Consider the following 17,161-nt stretch of genomic DNA (forward strand, 5'->3'; position numbering starts at 1 on the left):
AAGAAGGAATAACCTGTCATTAGTGACAGGTTATTCTTGCATATATGGGTTTAAACGTGTAAAGTGTTTTATAAGCAGAAACAGGCTATAATAAGTATAAATTCAGTAATATAAATTGAAACACAGATAGGAAGTATTACATGTCAGATATAAGCAATACAAAGGATTTAGACAATAAGAAGGAATATGAGTTTTTTGACAGGGCAGTTGGTGAGATGAACCGGGATATTGCCGATACTGAGGAGAATATTGAGTATCGGAAGCAGACCATCAAGGCACAGAAGAAATATGTGAGGGACAGTCATGGAGATATGGATGACCATGAGTTCCTGCAGAATATGAACAGCATTAATACGGATGTTATGTTCATTGATAATGCCCAGAAGAAGCTGGATAAGCTTAAACATCATGTCAGGAATCCGTACTTTGGCAAGGTGGTTTTTCGGTTTCGGGATGGAGAGCAGATTCCGGTGTATGTGGGAATGAACGGCTACTGGTCCAAGGACATAGACGATCAGTTGATATATGACTGGAGAAGTCCTGTGGCATCCATGTACTATGATTATGAAAAAGGTGCAGCAGGATACGATGCTCCTGACGGACATATAGATGGAGAGATCGTCGAGAAGAAGCAGTTTGATATTAAGAACGGCACATTAAAGAGCGTGGCTGATACGGACTACAATGTATCGGACAATCTCCTGATCCATGCGCTGGCTGAGAACAGTGGTACAAGGATGAGGTCGGTGGTTGCCACCATACAGAAGGAACAGAACGGTATAATAAGAAATAACAGTGCCTATAATCTTATAGTGGATGGCAAGGCAGGAAGCGGTAAGACAGTAGTTGCCATGCACAGACTGGCATGGCTTATGTACACCCACAGAAAGACCATTAAGGCTGACAATGTGATGATCATGTCTCCAAACGGAATATTTGGGGATTATATATCCTCGGTGCTTCCGGAGATAGGCGAGGATAATGTTCCCGAGAAGGAATTTGATTCTCTTATGGAAGAGATACTGTTTATAAATGAGCCTTTTGAGAACAAGCTTGCCCAGTCGGATGTGATAATCGACAGTAAATATGACGGAGGAGAGCTTATATACGACCCTGATACCGGGGACAGGGAAGATTCGGTAAGCAGGATACTTAATATAAAGCTTAAGTCCTCTGTATGGTTCTTTGACAAGCTTAACAAATATATTGAGGAATATATTAATGATTTCAGGTTTAGGGATTTTCATTTTGAGAAGACCACCTTCCCGGAGACCAAGCTTTCAAAGATGTTCAAGGAGAGATTTGCCAGGGATCCTTACTATGAGAGATTTGGCAAGATTGCCTATTTCGTGGCAGAGCAGCTTGAGGATGAGCAGGGCAGAGCCTTCAACACCTCCAAGAGAGCCAAGGTGGAGAAGCAGATCACCGGTGAGCTGATCCATCAGTACGGAAGATATGATCTGGTGGAGATATACCGTGGATTCCTTGATACAATAAAGGACAAATATCCCTATGTATGTCAATATACAAATGAATATGGCGAGATAAGATACGAGGACGTACTGGTAATATTCTATATGCAGGTATTGTTCTACGGCTGTCATTCCTATGACGAGATAAAACACCTGGTCATTGATGAAATGCAGGACTACAACATCTTCCAGTATGCTGTCATAAGTCACGTATTTAAGTGCAGAAAGACTATACTTGGCGACATATACCAGGTGCTGTTCTATGATCCCGGGGAAACTGTGGTGGACGTGTTAAAGAAGGTATTTGCAGGGGAAGGCTGTGAGATATGCCAGCTTAATACTGCGTATCGTTCAACTAAGGAGATTACTGAATTTTGCGATAAGATTCTGGCGGGGGAAGACTGCGTGAGACCTGAGTCGGGGAAGATGGTGGCACGAAGCGGAAAGGTTCCGGAGGTGTCTGATATAGGGGACATGGACGAGCTTATCATGTATATAACAGATAAGGATCTTGATGCCTATGACAACGTGGCAGTGCTGGTGGATGATGAAGCCCAGGCATTCCGGGTGTCAAGAGAGCTGGAGGCAGAGGGGTTATATGTTACACTGCTTACACATCAGTCATCGGTATATTCAGGTGGCCTGGTGGTGCTTCCGAAGTTCCTTGCGAAGGGAATGGAATTTGATGCAGTATTTGTTGTGAACTGTGGTCATGAAAATACTCATTCCTACTATATTTCCTGTACCAGAGCACTGCACGAGCTGTATGTATGCAACATGACAGGGGAACTGTAAAACGGTCCGGGGGATTAAAAAACTAAGTACCGGCAGTAAAATAGCAGGAAAAATATAGGGACTATCAGCTGCAAATGGTGAAAGTAACAGTAGTGGAACCGAATATATAAATAAAGTTGTGAGAAGGAGTATGCTTATGGAGAAGGTTAAGATTAAGAAGAAGGAAACCTATATACAGTCTTCAAATGGCTGTAACATGCTGCACGTTGTGGTGTGGGAGCCACAGTGTGAAATAAGGGGAATATTGCAGATATCCCACGGAATGGTGGAGGAGATCGACAGGTATGATGAATTCGCCAGATATGTGGCAGGCTACGGATATGTGGTTGCCGGAAATGACCATTTGGGACATGGGTTGTCAGTGCGGAGTCCTGAAGAGTATGGATATATCAATGCATTTGCAGGAAGCAGAGCCATGGTGGCAGATCTTCACAGAGTTACCATCTGTCTTAAGAAGGCATATGGCAGAGTCCCGTTCTTCCTGCTTGGGCACAGCATGGGCTCATTCCTGGGCAGAAGATATATTGAAGATTACGGATATACGAAGGTTAAGGGCAGACGCGGAGCCGAGAGAAATATTGATGGCTTTATATGTATGGGTACGGGCAGCAGATCCCGGGCAGAGCTGGCTGTTGGCAAGCTTATAGCAACCATTGAGTCCAAGAGATACGGAGACAAGTACAGAAGTCCACTATTGAAGAAGCTGGCGTTTCTGGGATATAATTTTGGCGTCCCTAAGAAAATTATATACCATGAGGGCGATACCTGGTATATGAGGCGCAGAACTGCCAATGACTGGCTGAACAGGGACACCCGCGAGGTGGACAAATACAACGATAATCCTCGCTGTGGCTTTGATTATACAGTCAAGGGATATCAGGTTTTGTTTGACACTATTGAATATTGTCAGGCTCCGGAGAATATAGAAAGAATTCCTATGGAGCTTCCTATTCTTATGGTAGCAGGTGACAGAGATCCTAACGGAAGAATGGGCAGGGATATAAAGAAGGTGTATGAGGAATATCTTGAGTATGTAAGTTCAGATGTGGAGATGATCCTGTACGAGGGGGCAAGGCATGAGATACTTCTTGAAACATCTAAGAAAGAAACCTTTGATGACATTGTATGCTGGCTTATTTCCCATACAAGATATTATTAATCTCAAAGAACAATGGTATATTGCCTAAATATAAAGAACCGAATTAATGGCTGATAATAAAAACCTCAGGTGAGTAATGATCCTATCTCATCTGAGGTTTTTGTTCTATAAGCTTATATGCTTTGAAAGCAATGTGCCGGAACCGATGAAGCTTCCTACAGCAACAACCAGTGAAGCTATGACGATCGGTATCTGATTCACAGCAGCCTGACCAACAGTCAGCACATATTTTGATGTGTCATAGATCTCAGGGATCAATCCCTCCAGGTATAATACGACAGTTATAATGACTATAAACAAAAAGAAACTTAAGAATCCCTTTGCCTTGCTGTTCTGCAGTATCGTGGTTGACAGGGAGATGGCAAGGTATGCAACGGTAACTATCATAAAAAAGTTCACCAGCATGGATATTATCTGTACCAGCACCAGCAGTAGCAGTGTGCCTAAAGTATAATCAGTACCCAGTGTACGGAGCATTACATTAAATACGGTAGTGAAATCATTGAGGCTGTATTCATTTGCCAGCATGTTGTAGTTGACGGTCAATAACAGGAATATAAGGGCAGCGAAGCCGATCCCTGCAAATAATGTGTATAGGAGCTTGGCCCCTATGATATGGTAGTAGGATATAGGTGTCATATATACAAGATATCCGGATTTGCTTTTTAACTCGTTATTGTATGTGGATATACCAAGCACAAGTATAAATACATATGATACAACGGTGAGCATTATCAGTAATGCCATGGAGATGACCACGGCATTTTGGTTATCTGCGATCATTCCGTACAGGAAAACTGCCTCCAGCAATCCGTATACTATAAGCAGTATGATTATAGAAGTTATGTGTTTTCTAAATTCGTATTTGATCATTTTAAACATTTATTTTCCCTCCGATTTTGAACTTCAGCCCGTTTGAAATTAGCCTTCGGTACATTTAAGATCTGCCTTTGGCTCTTAAGCATAAATCTGTCTGTACATGTCGGTAAGATTCATCTGGTACTGGTTTCTTAACTGGTCTGTTGGACCTGTAAGAACGCAGGAGCCGTTCTTGATGAAGATTGCCTGATTGACAATCTGTTCCATCTCATCAACCAGGTGGCTTGACATTATCACAGAGGTGTTTCCTGTGATGTTGCCTCTTATGGTGCTTATGATCTTGTCCCTTGCGATTATGTCTATACCGTTTAATGGCTCATCAAGCATTATAAGGTAGCTGTCTCTTGAAAGGGTTATGGCAATCTTCAATTTTGCTGCCATACCGGTTGACATTTCACGGCATTTCCTCTTGGGATCAAGCTCCATCTGCTGAAGGAGATACATGTATTTATCCATGTTGAAGTCCTCGAAGAAATCCTGATAGTATCTGCCAAACTGTATGCAGTTCATGTAATTGAAGAAGTAACTTTCTGTAGGCATGTAGGCAATGTGAGCCTTGTCCTTGTAGCTTATGGGTCTGCCGTCTAAGGTTATTGCACCAGAGGTCGGCTTGGTGATACCGCCGAGCATTTTCATAAAAGTTGATTTGCCGCTGCCGTTTGGACCTATGAGTGCATATATCTGTCCCGGAATGATATCCAGGTTTAAATCATTAACAGCTACTACGTTGGAATAACGCTTCACAAGGTGTTCGCATCTGATCATTTCTGTTCCTCCTGTTATTGTTAGTACGGCTTAAAAAGTGATGCCGCACCATTATTTTCATGTGTCATTTGACACTGTATGTTGAATATCTGCTTATCACCGCATGTCATGTTTTGCTTCCATAGTACTATCTGTTTGGAATCAGGTCAAGGTAAAACTGTTTAAGAGAAGTATAAGAAAGAACTATATTTCAGAGATTTGGTATTGAGTTGATCTGTATCTGTATGCTATACTGGGACTATAACAGAGAATAATTCTTGATAAGGAGGAGCCTATGGCAACAGCTAAGAGAAATACCTGGCAGAAGCAGGTCATATACTCCGTTATGAAGGAGCTTACCTCTCACCCCACCGCAAGTGAGCTTTATGATGAGCTTGTGAAGCGTGGATATGAGATAGGTAAGTCCACAGTGTACAGAGTACTGGCAGATGCAGTTGATGATAAAAAGATGATAAATGTATATTCCACGGATGGAAATGAGCATTTTGACGGAGATACCAGAAGACATTACCACTTAAGGTGTGTGAAGTGCGGAAGGATATACGACAGCCATTTGCAGTATAATCATGAGCTTTCAAAGCTTGGGGAACTGGCGGAACCGGGATTTACCATACTTGAGCACCATGTGGAATTTCTGTGTATATGTCCGGACTGCTCAATGGTCAAATAGTTATTTTATACATTTTTAAGCAGAAAAAAGAAAATTGTGGAGAATATTAAGTAAAAATATCCTATAAATTGATATGCGAAAGCAAAAACAACAAAAATATGAAATAACTTTTCATATGAGGGTTGCCTTTTTTAGAAAATGCTCTAAAATAGGTAAGGAGGTTTTTACATTATAATTGTTTGAATCTAATAAATGTGAAAGGTACAGGTAGTTAAAATGAGAAAGTACAAGGAAATGACTAGAGATGAATTATTGACATTGAAAGCAGCTCTTCAGGAGAAGTATAAGGAAGAACAGGCAAAAGGTCTTAATTTGAATATGGCCAGGGGAAAGCCTGGATTTTCACAGCTTGCTCTTTCGATGGGGATGTTGGATGAGATAAATAGTTCTTCAGATATGAGAACCTTACTTGGAAATGATACAAGAAATTACGGAGATCTGGATGGTATTGGTGAGTGTCGTCAGCTTATGGCAGACATGATGGAGGTTAAGAAGGAGAATATCATAGTATATGGTAACTCAAGCCTTAATGTTATGTATGACACGGTATCACGTTCAATGACACATGGTGTAAATGGTTCAACACCATGGTGCAAGCTTGATAAGGTTAAGTTCCTTTGTCCTGTACCGGGATATGACAGACATTTTAAGATCACAGAATTCTTCGGAATTGAAATGATAAATATACCACTTAACAGTGACGGACCTGACATGGATATGGTTGAGGAATATGTAAATAATGACCCTGCAGTAAAGGGTATCTGGTGTGTTCCTAAGTACTCAAACCCAACAGGTATCGTTTATTCGGATGAGGTGGTTAAGAGATTTGCAGCACTTAAGCCGGCAGCAGAGGATTTCAGGATCTTCTGGGATAATGCATACTGTATCCATCATTTATATAAGGATAAGCATGCAGAGATCTTAAATATCCTTGAGGAGTGCGAGAAGGCAGGAAATCCTGACATGGTTTACATGTTCGCTTCAACATCAAAGATCACATTCCCGGGTTCAGGTGTGGCTGCTCTTGCAACATCAACTACTAATGTGGAATTTATAAAGAAGCAGCTTACAGTCCAGACTATCGGACATGATAAGATCAATCAGCTTCGTCATACAAGATTTTTCAAGAACATAGATGGATTAAAAGCTCATATGGATAAGCATGCAGATATATTAAGACCTAAGTTTGAGGCAGTTCTTAATGAGTTCGATAAGGAACTTGATGGACTTGAGATCGGTACATGGATTAAGCCTGTAGGCGGATATTTCATTTCTTTTGATGCACTTCCGGGATGTGCTAAGAGGATAGTTGATCTGTGTAAGGAGGCAGGTGTTGTTCTTACAGGTGCAGGTGCAACCTTCCCATATGGTAAGGATCCACAGGACAGCAATATCCGTATTGCACCATCTTTCCCATCAGTTGAGGAGATGGAAGCAGCATCTAAGATATTTGTTCTCTGTGTAAAGCTTGCCAGCGTTGAGAAGTATCTGGAAGAGAAGTAAGACGCAATAAAAATTTAATTTGTAAATATAGAGACGGATAGGGCTATATATAGCCCTATCCTGATTTTTTTCAATATTATAATAAAAAGGACTCCATATGTTTTTTGATTGGAGTCCTTTTGTGGATTGGATTTTTTATATGCGTATTACTTCTGATTGTCCTCCGTAGCGGCATCTTCGTTCTCCACGGTGGAGAGGATCTTTGCCTGCTTTATCTGGCTTGCCATTGGATTTTTAATGAATGTGGTGCTTGGACTGGCAATGACCACATTCTTTCCAAGGATTGAATTTTTATTTCTGAGGGCACGCTTTCTTGCGCGTTCTTCAGGTGTGTCATCCTCGGCGTACTCGATATCTTCTTCAGGAGACTCGGCAACAGCTTCAGAAGACTTGTCAGAGGACTTGCCATCCTCTTTGTCGGTTGAACTGCCTGAGGACTTTCTTGAGACCTTTGTCGTTGCATCATTGGTCTCGGCTTCTGCTTCATCAGGATCGTCAACATCTTCACCAAAGGCACTCATTGAAGGTGGGACTGCGTCCTCATCCTCGTCAAATATATCAAGATCTGATACATCTTCTCCGGTTATCCCCTTCATGGTGTTAGGCATGTTATCCCTGTCGAGCTTCGTTAATAGATCGTCAATTCCTGATTCCTCGTCATCCGCATCAAGAACGGATGAGTAATCTGTTGCGATTCTTGCAGCGTCATATGCAGGACGATCCTTGTCCTTATCATTCTCAGCAGGAAGAGGATCTCTGAGACTTCTCTCAAGATACATTTCATCTATATTAAGTTTGAAATCACATTCCACATGACCTACCTCAATGCCGCAGTCATTTATGATCTTTGTGCTGTAGGCATTCTTTAACTGCTCTATGAGTACAGGATCATCATATTTGATCTGCTCAAGGATATTTGCAATTATGATACCCTGGAATTCATCGCTCCAGCCATCTGCAAGCTTAACTACGATACCCAGTTTTCTGCTCTTTATGCACATGCAGATAATACCCCTTGAACCATCCTTCATCATGATATCAGGATTTTTGTTCAGGTAGTAGGATGGAGTGTAGTAGTCATTTATCTTCTCGGGATAACTGTTGATACATGAGAAGTTGTATTCTATTGCCTCCTGTACCTCCTTAGGCAGGTTCACAGGGTCTGCAAGCTTGGCATAGCAGTGGGCGATATTCCTCATTGGAAGGGCAAATACCGGAACACCGCAGCCGTCAATACCTACAGAGATCTTATATAAAGGTGTCTGGCTGATCATTGATATATATGACAGTATCTTCTTCTGTACAGGTGAGTCAGGCTTCTCGTAGTCATAAGGCTTTCCTGTAAGCTCTCTTTGTAACAGCATAAGGCTTAAGTGCTTTCCTGAACAGCAGTGCTGAAGCTTACTGCTTCCGGACACAGGGCTTAATTTGCCGCCCTCCTTCAGCTTGGCTGCCAGAGGCCCGGCAGAGGTTGAAGTAATAGGGTTCATGACCATATCCTCTTCAAATAATTCTGTTTTCTTCATTATCTCATTTAATACATAGATGTGATGGCTGCTTCCCCAGTGGGAAGAGTTGAACATTGCAACATCCTCATCTGTAAGATTAAACCTCCTGTGAAGTCCCTTAACAAGTGTAGGAAGAACCTGGACAGGTTTGCTGGCAGAACGCATGTAGGTCTGCTGCTCTATATCCCCGGTATAGGCGATGGTCTCACCGGTTGAGGAGATTATGGCAACAGAACCATAGTGTACATTTTCAACCACATCTCCGCGATATTCTTTAACTAATACTTCCGGCATTTTATTCTCCTTTGCATAACAAAAATATACTCTGAAATTCGACTAAAAATATTATACAGATATTGTAATGAAAAAACAATGTAAAGATTAGAATGGGACTGTTAAATATAAATTATGTATATTAGGAAAAAGTGTAAATTATATCATGCATAATTTACATTTTATCCGTTGAAATTGTGACTTTATTGTTAAAATGTTGAAAAAATAACCAAAAATCAAAGGTTTATAGTAAAAATGTATAAAAAAAATTGCTTATTTAGAAAAAAATGATATAATGGAGTTAAATTACGCACGAAGGGGTGACTTTATGATTAAAAAGGAAATGATAGCGATGCTCCTTGCAGGGGGACAGGGAAGCCGTCTTGGTGTTCTCACATCAAATCTGGCAAAGCCTGCAGTAGCATTTGGAGGAAAATACAAGATTATCGATTTCCCGTTAAGTAACTGTATAAATTCAGGAGTAGATACAGTCGGTGTTCTTACACAGTACAGACCACTGAGGCTTAACCAGCATATTGGAATCGGTATTCCTTGGGATCTTGACAGAAATATTGGTGGTGTAACAGTACTTCCACCATATGAGAAGAGCAATAACAGTGAGTGGTATACAGGTACAGCTAATGCCATTTATCAGAACCTTGAGTTTATTGATTACTATAATCCTGATTATGTACTGATCCTTTCAGGAGATCATATTTACAAGATGGATTATGAGCATATGCTGGAATATCACAAGTCCTGTAATGCAGATATCACACTTGCAACATACGAGGTTCCTTGGGAAGAGGCAAGCAGATTCGGTGTAGTTATCGCTGATGACGACGGAGTTATATCAGAGTTTGAAGAGAAGCCGGCTAACCCACGAAGCAACAAGGCTTCAATGGGTATATACATATTTAGCTGGAAGGTCCTTAGAGAGGCGCTTATAGCACTTAAGGATCAGCCTGAGTGTGATTTTGGTAAGCATGTAATCCCATATTGCCACGGAAATGGCAAGAAGGTATGTGCGTATGACTTTAAGGGTTACTGGAAGGATGTTGGAACCCTGGGTTCATACTGGGAGGCTAACATGGAGCTTGTTGATATCATCCCTGAGTTCAATCTTTACGAGGAATTCTGGAAGATATATACCAAGTCAGACGCTATTCCACCACAGTACATTGACGCTTCAGGCAAGGTGTCAAGATGTATCATAGGTGAGGGAACAGAAATCTACGGAGATGTAGAGAACTCAGTTATCGGTTCCTGTGTAACCATTGGAGAGGGAGCAGTTATAAGAAACTCCATCATAATGAATGGTGTAACCATAGGTGATGGAGCTGTTATAGATAAGGCGATTATCGCAGAGAATGTTGAGGTAGGCAAGAATGCACACCTTGGCGTAGGTGAAGAGGCAGTCAATGAGATGAAGCCTGCGGTTTATGCATTTGGCCTTGTAACTATTGGTGAGAATTCCGTTATTCCTGACGGAGTTTCGATAGGAAAGAATACTGCAATATACGGTAAGACAGAACCTTCGGATTATCCTGATGGGGCACTTAAGAGCGGTGGCAGTATAATAAAGGCAGGTGAATAGACATGAGAGCATTAGGTATTATTTTAGCAGGCGGAAACAGCAATAAGTTAGGTGATTTGTCAGCAAAGAGAGCCGTTGCTGCAATGCCTATTACTGGTGGCTACAGAGCAATAGATTTTGCACTTTCTAATATGACAAACTCACATATCCAGAAGGTTGCTGTATTCACACAGTATAATACAAGATCGTTAAATGAACATCTTAATTCCAGCAAATGGTGGGATTTCGGTAGAAAGCAGGGAGGATTATACATCTTCACTCCAACCATCACAGCGGCTAACAGCTACTGGTATAAGGGCACAGCAGATGCTTTATATCAGAACATTAACTTTCTTAAAGAGAGCCATGAACCATATGTTGTTATTGCGTCAGGTGATGGTATATACAAGATGGATTACAATAAGCTTCTTGAGGAGCACATCAGTAAGGGGGCAGATATAACTATCGCATGTAAGGACATTGCTCCGGAAGAAGATGATATTAACCGTTTCGGTGTTCTTAAGATGGACGCAGACGGAAGAATCATAGATTTCGAGGAGAAGCCGCTTGTGGCAGGAACAAGCACAGCCTCAATAGGTGTGTATGTCATCAGAAGAAGACAGCTTATCGAGCTTCTTGAAACCTGTGCAAATGAAGGCAGAAATGATTTCGTAAAAGATATTCTTGTAAGATACAAGAGTGTTAAGAAGATATATGGTTACAAGATCGATACATACTGGAGAAATATCGGAACAGTTGATTCATACTATAAGGCTAATATGGATTTCTTAAAGAAGGATGTGAGAAATTACTTCTTCAGGCAGCATCCTGATATTTATTCAAAGGTAGAGGATCTTCCACCTGCAAAGTATAACGATGGGGCAGTTGTCAATAATAGTCTTATTGCCAGTGGGTGTATTATAAATGGTACTGTTGAGAACTCAGTATTGTTTAAGAAGGTCTATGTGGGAGATAACTGTATAATCAGAAATTCAATCATACTTAATGATGTTCATATCGGAGATAATTCAGTTATTGAAAACTGTATTGTTGAGAGCAGGGATACCCTTCGTGCCAATACAGTTTATCAGGGCACTCCGGATGAGATCAAGATAGTATCTGAGAAGAATTTCAGATATGCATTATAAGACAGCCATTTCTTAGTAATGTCAATTGTTCATATAATACAAGATAGGTAGACGTGCGTGAGAACTTATGGGGATTGATGTATTGTGGCAGAAGATAAAGAATTAAGGGGGTTTCACAATGCAGATTACAGATATCAGAGTAAGAACTGTTGATAGCGAAGGTAAGATGCGTGCGGTTGTTTCTATCACCATTGACAGCGTGTTCGTGATTCACGACATAAAAGTCATTGAAGGCGAAAAGGGAATGTTTATTGCCATGCCAAGCCGCAAGGCTGCAGATGGTGAGTATCGTGATATAGCACATCCGATAAACACAGAGACAAGAGAAGAACTGCAGAAGATGATACTTGACAAGTATTATGAAACAGTTTCGGCACAGTAGCTTCAAGGCATGAAGCACGAAGCGTATATTAACCGGTGTACATTATTTTTATGATGCACACCGGTTTTTTTTTCTACAAAAATATGATATATTTAAGTGCACAGCCCATTTGCAGATATGCGGCAGATTGAACATGAAGAAAGTGGACGCCCTGGTATTTTGCAGGGCGTGGACCAGTCAGTAATTCTAGGAGGAATATAGAATGATAAAGGCAGTTATACTTGCAGCAGGCAAGGGAACAAGAATGAAATCAGACAAACCTAAGGTGGTGCACCGGGTAATGGGCAGACCAATGGTTCATTATTCAATAAAGGCAGCAAAGGACGCAGGAGCAGACAAGGTATGCGTTATAGTTGGATACAAGGCAGATGAGGTTAAGGCAGTTATAGACGAAGAGGTAAGCTATGCCCTTCAGGAGGAACAGCTTGGAACCGGTCATGCGGTTAAGTGCGCGGCAGACTTCATAGGAAACGAAGGGGATGTGATCATCCTCTGCGGAGACACGCCGTTAGTTACAGGAGAGACACTTAAAAAGGCTCTTTGGGGTCACAGAAGGAATGGCAACGGAGTTACAGTCATATCGGCTATCCTGGATGATCCATTTGGCTACGGAAGGATAATAAGGGACGAGAATGGACTGGCAAGGATTGTTGAGCAGAAGGACGCAGATGAAGAGGAACAGAAGGTGTGCGAGGTCAATTCAGGAATGTATGTGTTCAACTGCAGTGCACTTCTTAAGGCCCTTGACATGATATCAAACGACAACGCTCAGGGAGAGTATTATCTTCCTGACACAATAGAGATAATAAAGAATATGGGAATGAGAGTTGACGCCGTTCCTATGGACAATGCCAATGAGATCCTCGGGGTAAATACTCTTGAGCAGTTAAAGGCTGCTGAGGATATCATGAAGGAAAGATAGAAGGGGAAATGCTGTAATGAAGATAATAGTTGGACTTGGAAATCCGGGGGCAAAGTACGCAGGTACAAGGCACAATGTGGGATTTTCGGTTATATTAAAGCTTGCAGACAAATATAATATAAGCCTTACGGAGAAGAAGCATAAGGCTGAATTCGGAAAGGGAATTATTGAAGGCGAGAAGGTCATACTTGCCATGCCTCAGACATATATGAATTTAAGTGGAGAGAGTGTCCGTGAGCTTATGGACTACTATAAGTGTGACTGCTCAGACATCATTGTAATATATGATGATATTGACCTGGCAGTGGGCAGGCTTCGTATAAGAGAGAAGGGCAGTGCCGGCGGACACAATGGAATGAAGAATATAATCCTGCACCTTGGAAGCCAGGAATTTACAAGGATAAGAGTTGGAGTTGGGCAGAAGCCTAAGAACATGGATCTGGCAGACTATGTGCTGTCAAGGTTCGGAAGTGACGAGCAGTCTGTCATGAATGAAGGATTTGACAGGGCGTGTGAGGCAGTGGCGGTGGCACTTGCAGAGGGAACACCGGCTGCCATGAACAGATTTAACGGTTAAGGAAATATATGAAAGCATTATCAGAGCCTTTGGAACAACTGAATAGTTTTATACAGGTGAAGGAATATCTGCAGGAGGGGAAAGGACCTGTTCATATATCCGGCACAGAGGGCAGTGACAGGGTATTTGTCATGAATGGCTGTGCAGAATCTGCAGATGTAAGACTTGTGGTGACCTATGATGAGGAGCGTGCCAACAGATTGTATGAGGACTTTCGCTTTTATGAGAAAAATGTTCTCATATATCCTTCAAAGGACGTGCTGTTCTTCAGTGCAGATATACACGGAAACGCCATAGTACGAAGACGTATGGAGATCTTCAAGAGCCTTATTGAAGGAGAGAGATGTACCATAGTGCTTACTGTGGACGCTCTTCTTGACAAGATTCCTGAGCTTTCCTACATCAAGAGCAAGATCATTTCCCTTAAGGAGGGAGATAGCCTTGACGTGGATAAGTTCAAGAGCAGGCTTGTGGAGCTGGGCTACGAGAAGACAGAGACCGTTGAGGGTGTGGGGGAATTTGCCATAAGAGGCGGTATCATAGATATATTCCCTCTTACAGAGGAGACACCCTACAGAATAGATATGTGGGACGACGAGATAGATACCATCAGAAGCTTTGACGTGGAGAGCCAGCGTTCTATAGAGTGGGTGGAGTCGGTGAATATCTATCCTGCCACAGAGATGGTATTATCCAAGACCAGGATAAATAAGGGTATAAAGGCCATTGAGGCGGAGCTTAAGCCCTATGAGGAGAAGCTTCGCAAGAGTTTCAGGACTGAGGCTGCCCATCGTATAAAGAAAGAGGTGGATGCCCTTAAGGAGCAGCTTACAGAGTTCAATGGGGCTATAGGTGTGGATGGATTTGTAGATTATTTCTACAGCAAGACCATGTCCCTGCTTGACTGCATACCGGCAGATGCCTGCATACTCCTTGATGAGCCAAGGCGTATAAAGGAATGTGCAGACATGTATATGGGGAATTTCAACAGTGCCATGAAGAGCCGTTTAGAGGGAGGTTATATACTTCCGGGACAGCTGGAGCTTCTGTATCCATATGAGAGCATTGCAGAGAAGTTCGCTGCAAGGAGGACGGTATTATTTTCAGCGCTTTATTACAAGGATGAGATAATACCTGAGGTGTTCCATGTTGAGATAGAGGCAAAGACTGTCATATCATACAAGAACAGCTTCGAGGCACTGGTTGCCGACATAGAAAGATGGAAGAGCAAGGACTACAGGATCATACTCATATCACCATCAGCCACCAGAGGACGAAGGCTTGCGGATAATCTTATGAACGTGCAGGTTTCATGCTTCTTCTCCGAGGATAAGAAGCGAGTTCTTAAGGACAGGGAAATGATGATAACCACAGGACGATTAAGAAGTGGTTTTGAGTTCCCGGACATGAAGCTTGCGGTCATAAGTGAGGGAGATATATTCACATCCCGCACAGCAGGTAAGAGCAAGAACAAAAAGAAGAGCCAGTACAGCGGTGAGGTTATAAAGAGCTACACCGACATAAGTGTTGGCGATTATGTGATACATGAAAAATACGGTATAGGAATATATCGGGGTATAGAGCAGGTTGAGGTAGACAATGTCTACAAGGACTATATAACCATTGAGTACGCTGCAGGAGGTAAGTTGTATGTACTGGCGTCCGAGGTTGACGAGATACAGAAGTACAGCGACAAAGAGGGACGGAGACCTAAGATAAATAAGCTTGGTGGCGGAGAATGGGATAAGACCAGGAAGCGTGTAAAGGGCCATGTGGCTGAGGTTGCCAAGGAGCTTGTTACACTGTATGCCAAGCGTCGTGACGGAAAGGGTCATGTGTATCCTGCTGATACAGTATGGCAGAAGGAATTTGAAGAGATGTTTCCTTACGAGGAGACAGAGGATCAGAAGAATGCCATAAATGACACCAAGAAGGATATGGAGAGCACCAAGATCATGGACAGACTTGTGTGCGGAGACGTGGGCTTCGGCAAGACTGAGGTTGCCATCAGAGCAGCATTTAAGGCGGTTTCCGACAGTAGGCAGGTGGCATATCTGGTGCCTACCACCATACTTGCGGAGCAGCATTACAATACTTTTAAGGAGAGGATGAAGGATTTCCCTATAGAGATAAGGCTTCTGTGCAGATTCTGCACTCCGAAGGAGGTAAGGGAGACCATAAAGGATCTTAAGGCAGGCAGAGTGGATATTGTTATCGGAACCCACAGGCTGCTGTCCAAGGACGTGGAGTTTAAGCAGCTTGGACTGCTGATCATAGATGAGGAACAGCGTTTTGGCGTTACTCACAAGGAAAAGATCAAGCAGATGAAGGTTAATGTGGATGTACTCACACTGACTGCAACTCCTATACCGAGAACTCTCCATATGAGCCTTATAGGTGTCAGGGATATGAGCATACTGGAGGAGCCGCCGGTGGACAGAAGAGCCATACAGACCTATGTGCTTGAATATGATCCGGAGCTTGTAAGAGAAGCCATAAGAAGAGAGCTGGCAAGAAAAGGCCAGGTATTCTATGTGTATAACCGGGTAAATAACATTGATGAGATCACCAGACAGGTGAGCGGGCTGGTGCCTGAGGCAGTGGTGGAGTATGCCCACGGACAGATGAGCGAGCGTGAGCTTGAGGATATAATGCTCAGGTTCATCAAGGGTGAGATAGATGTTCTGGTATCCACAACAATTATTGAAACGGGTCTTGACATTCCTAATGCAAATACTATGATAATCCATGATGCGGAGAATTATGGACTGTCCCAGTTGTATCAGCTCAGAGGAAGAGTTGGACGTTCCGACAGGGCTGCCTATGCCTTTCTCATGTATAAGAAGGATAAGCTCATAAAAGAAACTGCAGAAAAACGGCTTAAGGCAATAAGAGAGTTTACAGATCTGGGCTCAGGTATTAAAGTATCTATGAAGGATCTTGAGATCCGTGGAGCAGGCAACCTTCTGGGTGCCGACCAGTCGGGACATATGGAGGCTGTAGGATACGACCTTTACTGCAAGATGTTGAACGACGCCATAAAAAAGGAGCGTGGCGAAGAGGTGGAGGAGCACTTCGACACCACAGTCAAGCTTCCGTTCGACGCATTTATACCATCTACATATGTTAGAAATGAATTTATCAAGCTGGATCTCTATAAGCGTATATCCCAGATAATGGATGGCAGCGATTACGATGATCTTGTGGATGAGATGACGGACAGGTTCGGAGATCTTCCTAAGGAGGTTGTGAACCTTATGGATGTGTCCCTTCTTAAGAGCAGGGCAAATAAGGCGTATATAACCAGTATTGTTTTAAATAATGCAGAGCTGTCCTTTGGAATGTATAGAGATGCAAAGATAGATACCGACAAGATAGACCATATGTTAAACGGATATTTTGGCAAGATGAGATTTGTATTTGGTAAGACACCGGCATTTGTCCTTAAGGCAGGACTTCTAACGGAGAGTGAGATATGGCACCAGGTGGATCAGGTGGTGTCTGACATAGAAGGGCTTGTGACGGCCTGAAA

13 protein-coding genes are annotated in these 17,161 nt (G+C 42.4%); 10 read left to right on the top strand and 3 right to left on the bottom strand.

The genetic code is table 11. The features are described from left to right. Positions 1 to 140 precede the first annotated feature (140 nt). The gene (locus tag DXB54_RS03800) at positions 141 to 2,267 is read left to right on the top strand and encodes a HelD family protein (protein ID WP_118694301.1); all 2,127 of its coding nucleotides are present in this window, start codon (positions 141 to 143) and stop codon (positions 2,265 to 2,267) included. A gap of 136 nt (positions 2,268 to 2,403) precedes the next feature. Then, positions 2,404 to 3,426, top strand: coding sequence for an alpha/beta fold hydrolase (locus DXB54_RS03805; RefSeq protein WP_118694302.1), 1,023 nt, complete (start codon positions 2,404 to 2,406; stop codon positions 3,424 to 3,426). Between the two features lie 105 nt (positions 3,427 to 3,531). Here DXB54_RS03805 and DXB54_RS03810 read toward each other — a convergent pair whose 3' ends face one another. Both DXB54_RS03810 and DXB54_RS03815 read right to left on the bottom strand, forming a co-directional pair. Further along, on the bottom strand, positions 3,532 to 4,308 hold the full coding sequence (locus DXB54_RS03810) for an ABC transporter permease (RefSeq protein ID WP_118694303.1): 777 nt from the start codon (positions 4,306 to 4,308) through the stop codon (positions 3,532 to 3,534). Positions 4,309 to 4,383: 75 nt separating this feature from the next. Then, complete coding sequence (locus tag DXB54_RS03815) at positions 4,384 to 5,070, bottom strand: ABC transporter ATP-binding protein (RefSeq protein WP_021938806.1); 687 nt, start codon at positions 5,068 to 5,070, stop codon at positions 4,384 to 4,386. 274 nt (positions 5,071 to 5,344) lie between these two features. On the opposite strand from DXB54_RS03815, the gene DXB54_RS03820 reads away from it, so the two are divergent. Together DXB54_RS03820 and DXB54_RS03825 are read left to right on the top strand one after the other, a co-directional pair. Further along, positions 5,345 to 5,740 (top strand): Fur family transcriptional regulator, encoded by a 396-nt coding sequence (locus DXB54_RS03820; RefSeq protein WP_021938805.1) that lies wholly within the window; start codon positions 5,345 to 5,347, stop codon positions 5,738 to 5,740. A 216-nt stretch (positions 5,741 to 5,956) separates the two neighbouring features. Beyond that, positions 5,957 to 7,243 (top strand): aminotransferase class I/II-fold pyridoxal phosphate-dependent enzyme, encoded by a 1,287-nt coding sequence (locus DXB54_RS03825; protein ID WP_118694304.1) that lies wholly within the window; start codon positions 5,957 to 5,959, stop codon positions 7,241 to 7,243. A gap of 146 nt (positions 7,244 to 7,389) precedes the next feature. On the opposite strand, the gene DXB54_RS03830 is transcribed toward DXB54_RS03825, so the two are convergent. Then, positions 7,390 to 9,045, bottom strand: coding sequence for an asparaginase (locus DXB54_RS03830; RefSeq protein ID WP_118694305.1), 1,656 nt, complete (start codon positions 9,043 to 9,045; stop codon positions 7,390 to 7,392). Between the two features lie 307 nt (positions 9,046 to 9,352). On the opposite strand from DXB54_RS03830, the gene DXB54_RS03835 reads away from it, so the two are divergent. From DXB54_RS03835 to mfd, 6 genes are all read left to right on the top strand, one after another. Beyond that, the gene (locus DXB54_RS03835; RefSeq protein ID WP_118694306.1) at positions 9,353 to 10,621 is read left to right on the top strand and encodes a glucose-1-phosphate adenylyltransferase; all 1,269 of its coding nucleotides are present in this window, start codon (positions 9,353 to 9,355) and stop codon (positions 10,619 to 10,621) included. Between the two features lie 2 nt (positions 10,622 to 10,623). Next, a complete protein-coding gene (glgD, locus tag DXB54_RS03840) occupies positions 10,624 to 11,748 on the top strand; it encodes a glucose-1-phosphate adenylyltransferase subunit GlgD (RefSeq protein ID WP_021938801.1) in 1,125 nt (374 codons plus the stop codon). Positions 11,749 to 11,866: 118 nt separating this feature from the next. After that, positions 11,867 to 12,130 carry a septation regulator SpoVG gene (gene spoVG / locus DXB54_RS03845; RefSeq protein ID WP_021938800.1) on the top strand — a complete coding sequence of 88 codons (264 nt, stop codon included), beginning with the start codon at positions 11,867 to 11,869 and terminating at the stop codon, positions 12,128 to 12,130. Positions 12,131 to 12,332: 202 nt separating this feature from the next. Continuing rightward, positions 12,333 to 13,052, top strand: a complete 720-nt coding sequence (locus tag DXB54_RS03850; protein WP_021938799.1) for a sugar phosphate nucleotidyltransferase — start codon at positions 12,333 to 12,335, stop codon at positions 13,050 to 13,052. A 16-nt stretch (positions 13,053 to 13,068) separates the two neighbouring features. After that, entirely contained in the window at positions 13,069 to 13,629 is a 561-nt protein-coding gene (pth, locus tag DXB54_RS03855) for an aminoacyl-tRNA hydrolase (RefSeq protein ID WP_118694307.1), read from the top strand. 8 nt (positions 13,630 to 13,637) lie between these two features. Further along, positions 13,638 to 17,159, top strand: a complete 3,522-nt coding sequence (mfd, locus tag DXB54_RS03860; RefSeq protein WP_118694308.1) for a transcription-repair coupling factor — start codon at positions 13,638 to 13,640, stop codon at positions 17,157 to 17,159. The last annotated feature ends 2 nt before the right edge of the window (positions 17,160 to 17,161 follow it).

Origin of the sequence: Coprococcus sp. OM04-5BH, assembly GCF_003482105.1 — a bacterium.
GTDB lineage: Bacteria > Bacillota > Clostridia > Lachnospirales > Lachnospiraceae > Coprococcus.

Bases quoted from the DNA above. Each gene is read 5' to 3' on its own strand.
- DXB54_RS03800 (WP_118694301.1), top strand. From the start codon at position 141: ATGTCAGATATAAGCAATACAAAGGATTTAGACAATAAGAAGGAATAT.
- DXB54_RS03805 (WP_118694302.1), top strand. From the start codon at position 2,404: ATGGAGAAGGTTAAGATTAAGAAGAAGGAAACCTATATACAGTCTTCA.
- DXB54_RS03810 (WP_118694303.1), bottom strand. From the start codon at position 4,308: ATGTTTAAAATGATCAAATACGAATTTAGAAAACACATAACTTCTATA.
- DXB54_RS03815 (WP_021938806.1), bottom strand. From the start codon at position 5,070: ATGATCAGATGCGAACACCTTGTGAAGCGTTATTCCAACGTAGTAGCT.
- DXB54_RS03820 (WP_021938805.1), top strand. From the start codon at position 5,345: ATGGCAACAGCTAAGAGAAATACCTGGCAGAAGCAGGTCATATACTCC.
- DXB54_RS03825 (WP_118694304.1), top strand. From the start codon at position 5,957: ATGAGAAAGTACAAGGAAATGACTAGAGATGAATTATTGACATTGAAA.
- DXB54_RS03830 (WP_118694305.1), bottom strand. From the start codon at position 9,045: ATGCCGGAAGTATTAGTTAAAGAATATCGCGGAGATGTGGTTGAAAAT.
- DXB54_RS03835 (WP_118694306.1), top strand. From the start codon at position 9,353: ATGATTAAAAAGGAAATGATAGCGATGCTCCTTGCAGGGGGACAGGGA.
- glgD (WP_021938801.1), top strand. From the start codon at position 10,624: ATGAGAGCATTAGGTATTATTTTAGCAGGCGGAAACAGCAATAAGTTA.
- spoVG (WP_021938800.1), top strand. From the start codon at position 11,867: ATGCAGATTACAGATATCAGAGTAAGAACTGTTGATAGCGAAGGTAAG.
- DXB54_RS03850 (WP_021938799.1), top strand. From the start codon at position 12,333: ATGATAAAGGCAGTTATACTTGCAGCAGGCAAGGGAACAAGAATGAAA.
- pth (WP_118694307.1), top strand. From the start codon at position 13,069: ATGAAGATAATAGTTGGACTTGGAAATCCGGGGGCAAAGTACGCAGGT.
- mfd (WP_118694308.1), top strand. From the start codon at position 13,638: ATGAAAGCATTATCAGAGCCTTTGGAACAACTGAATAGTTTTATACAG.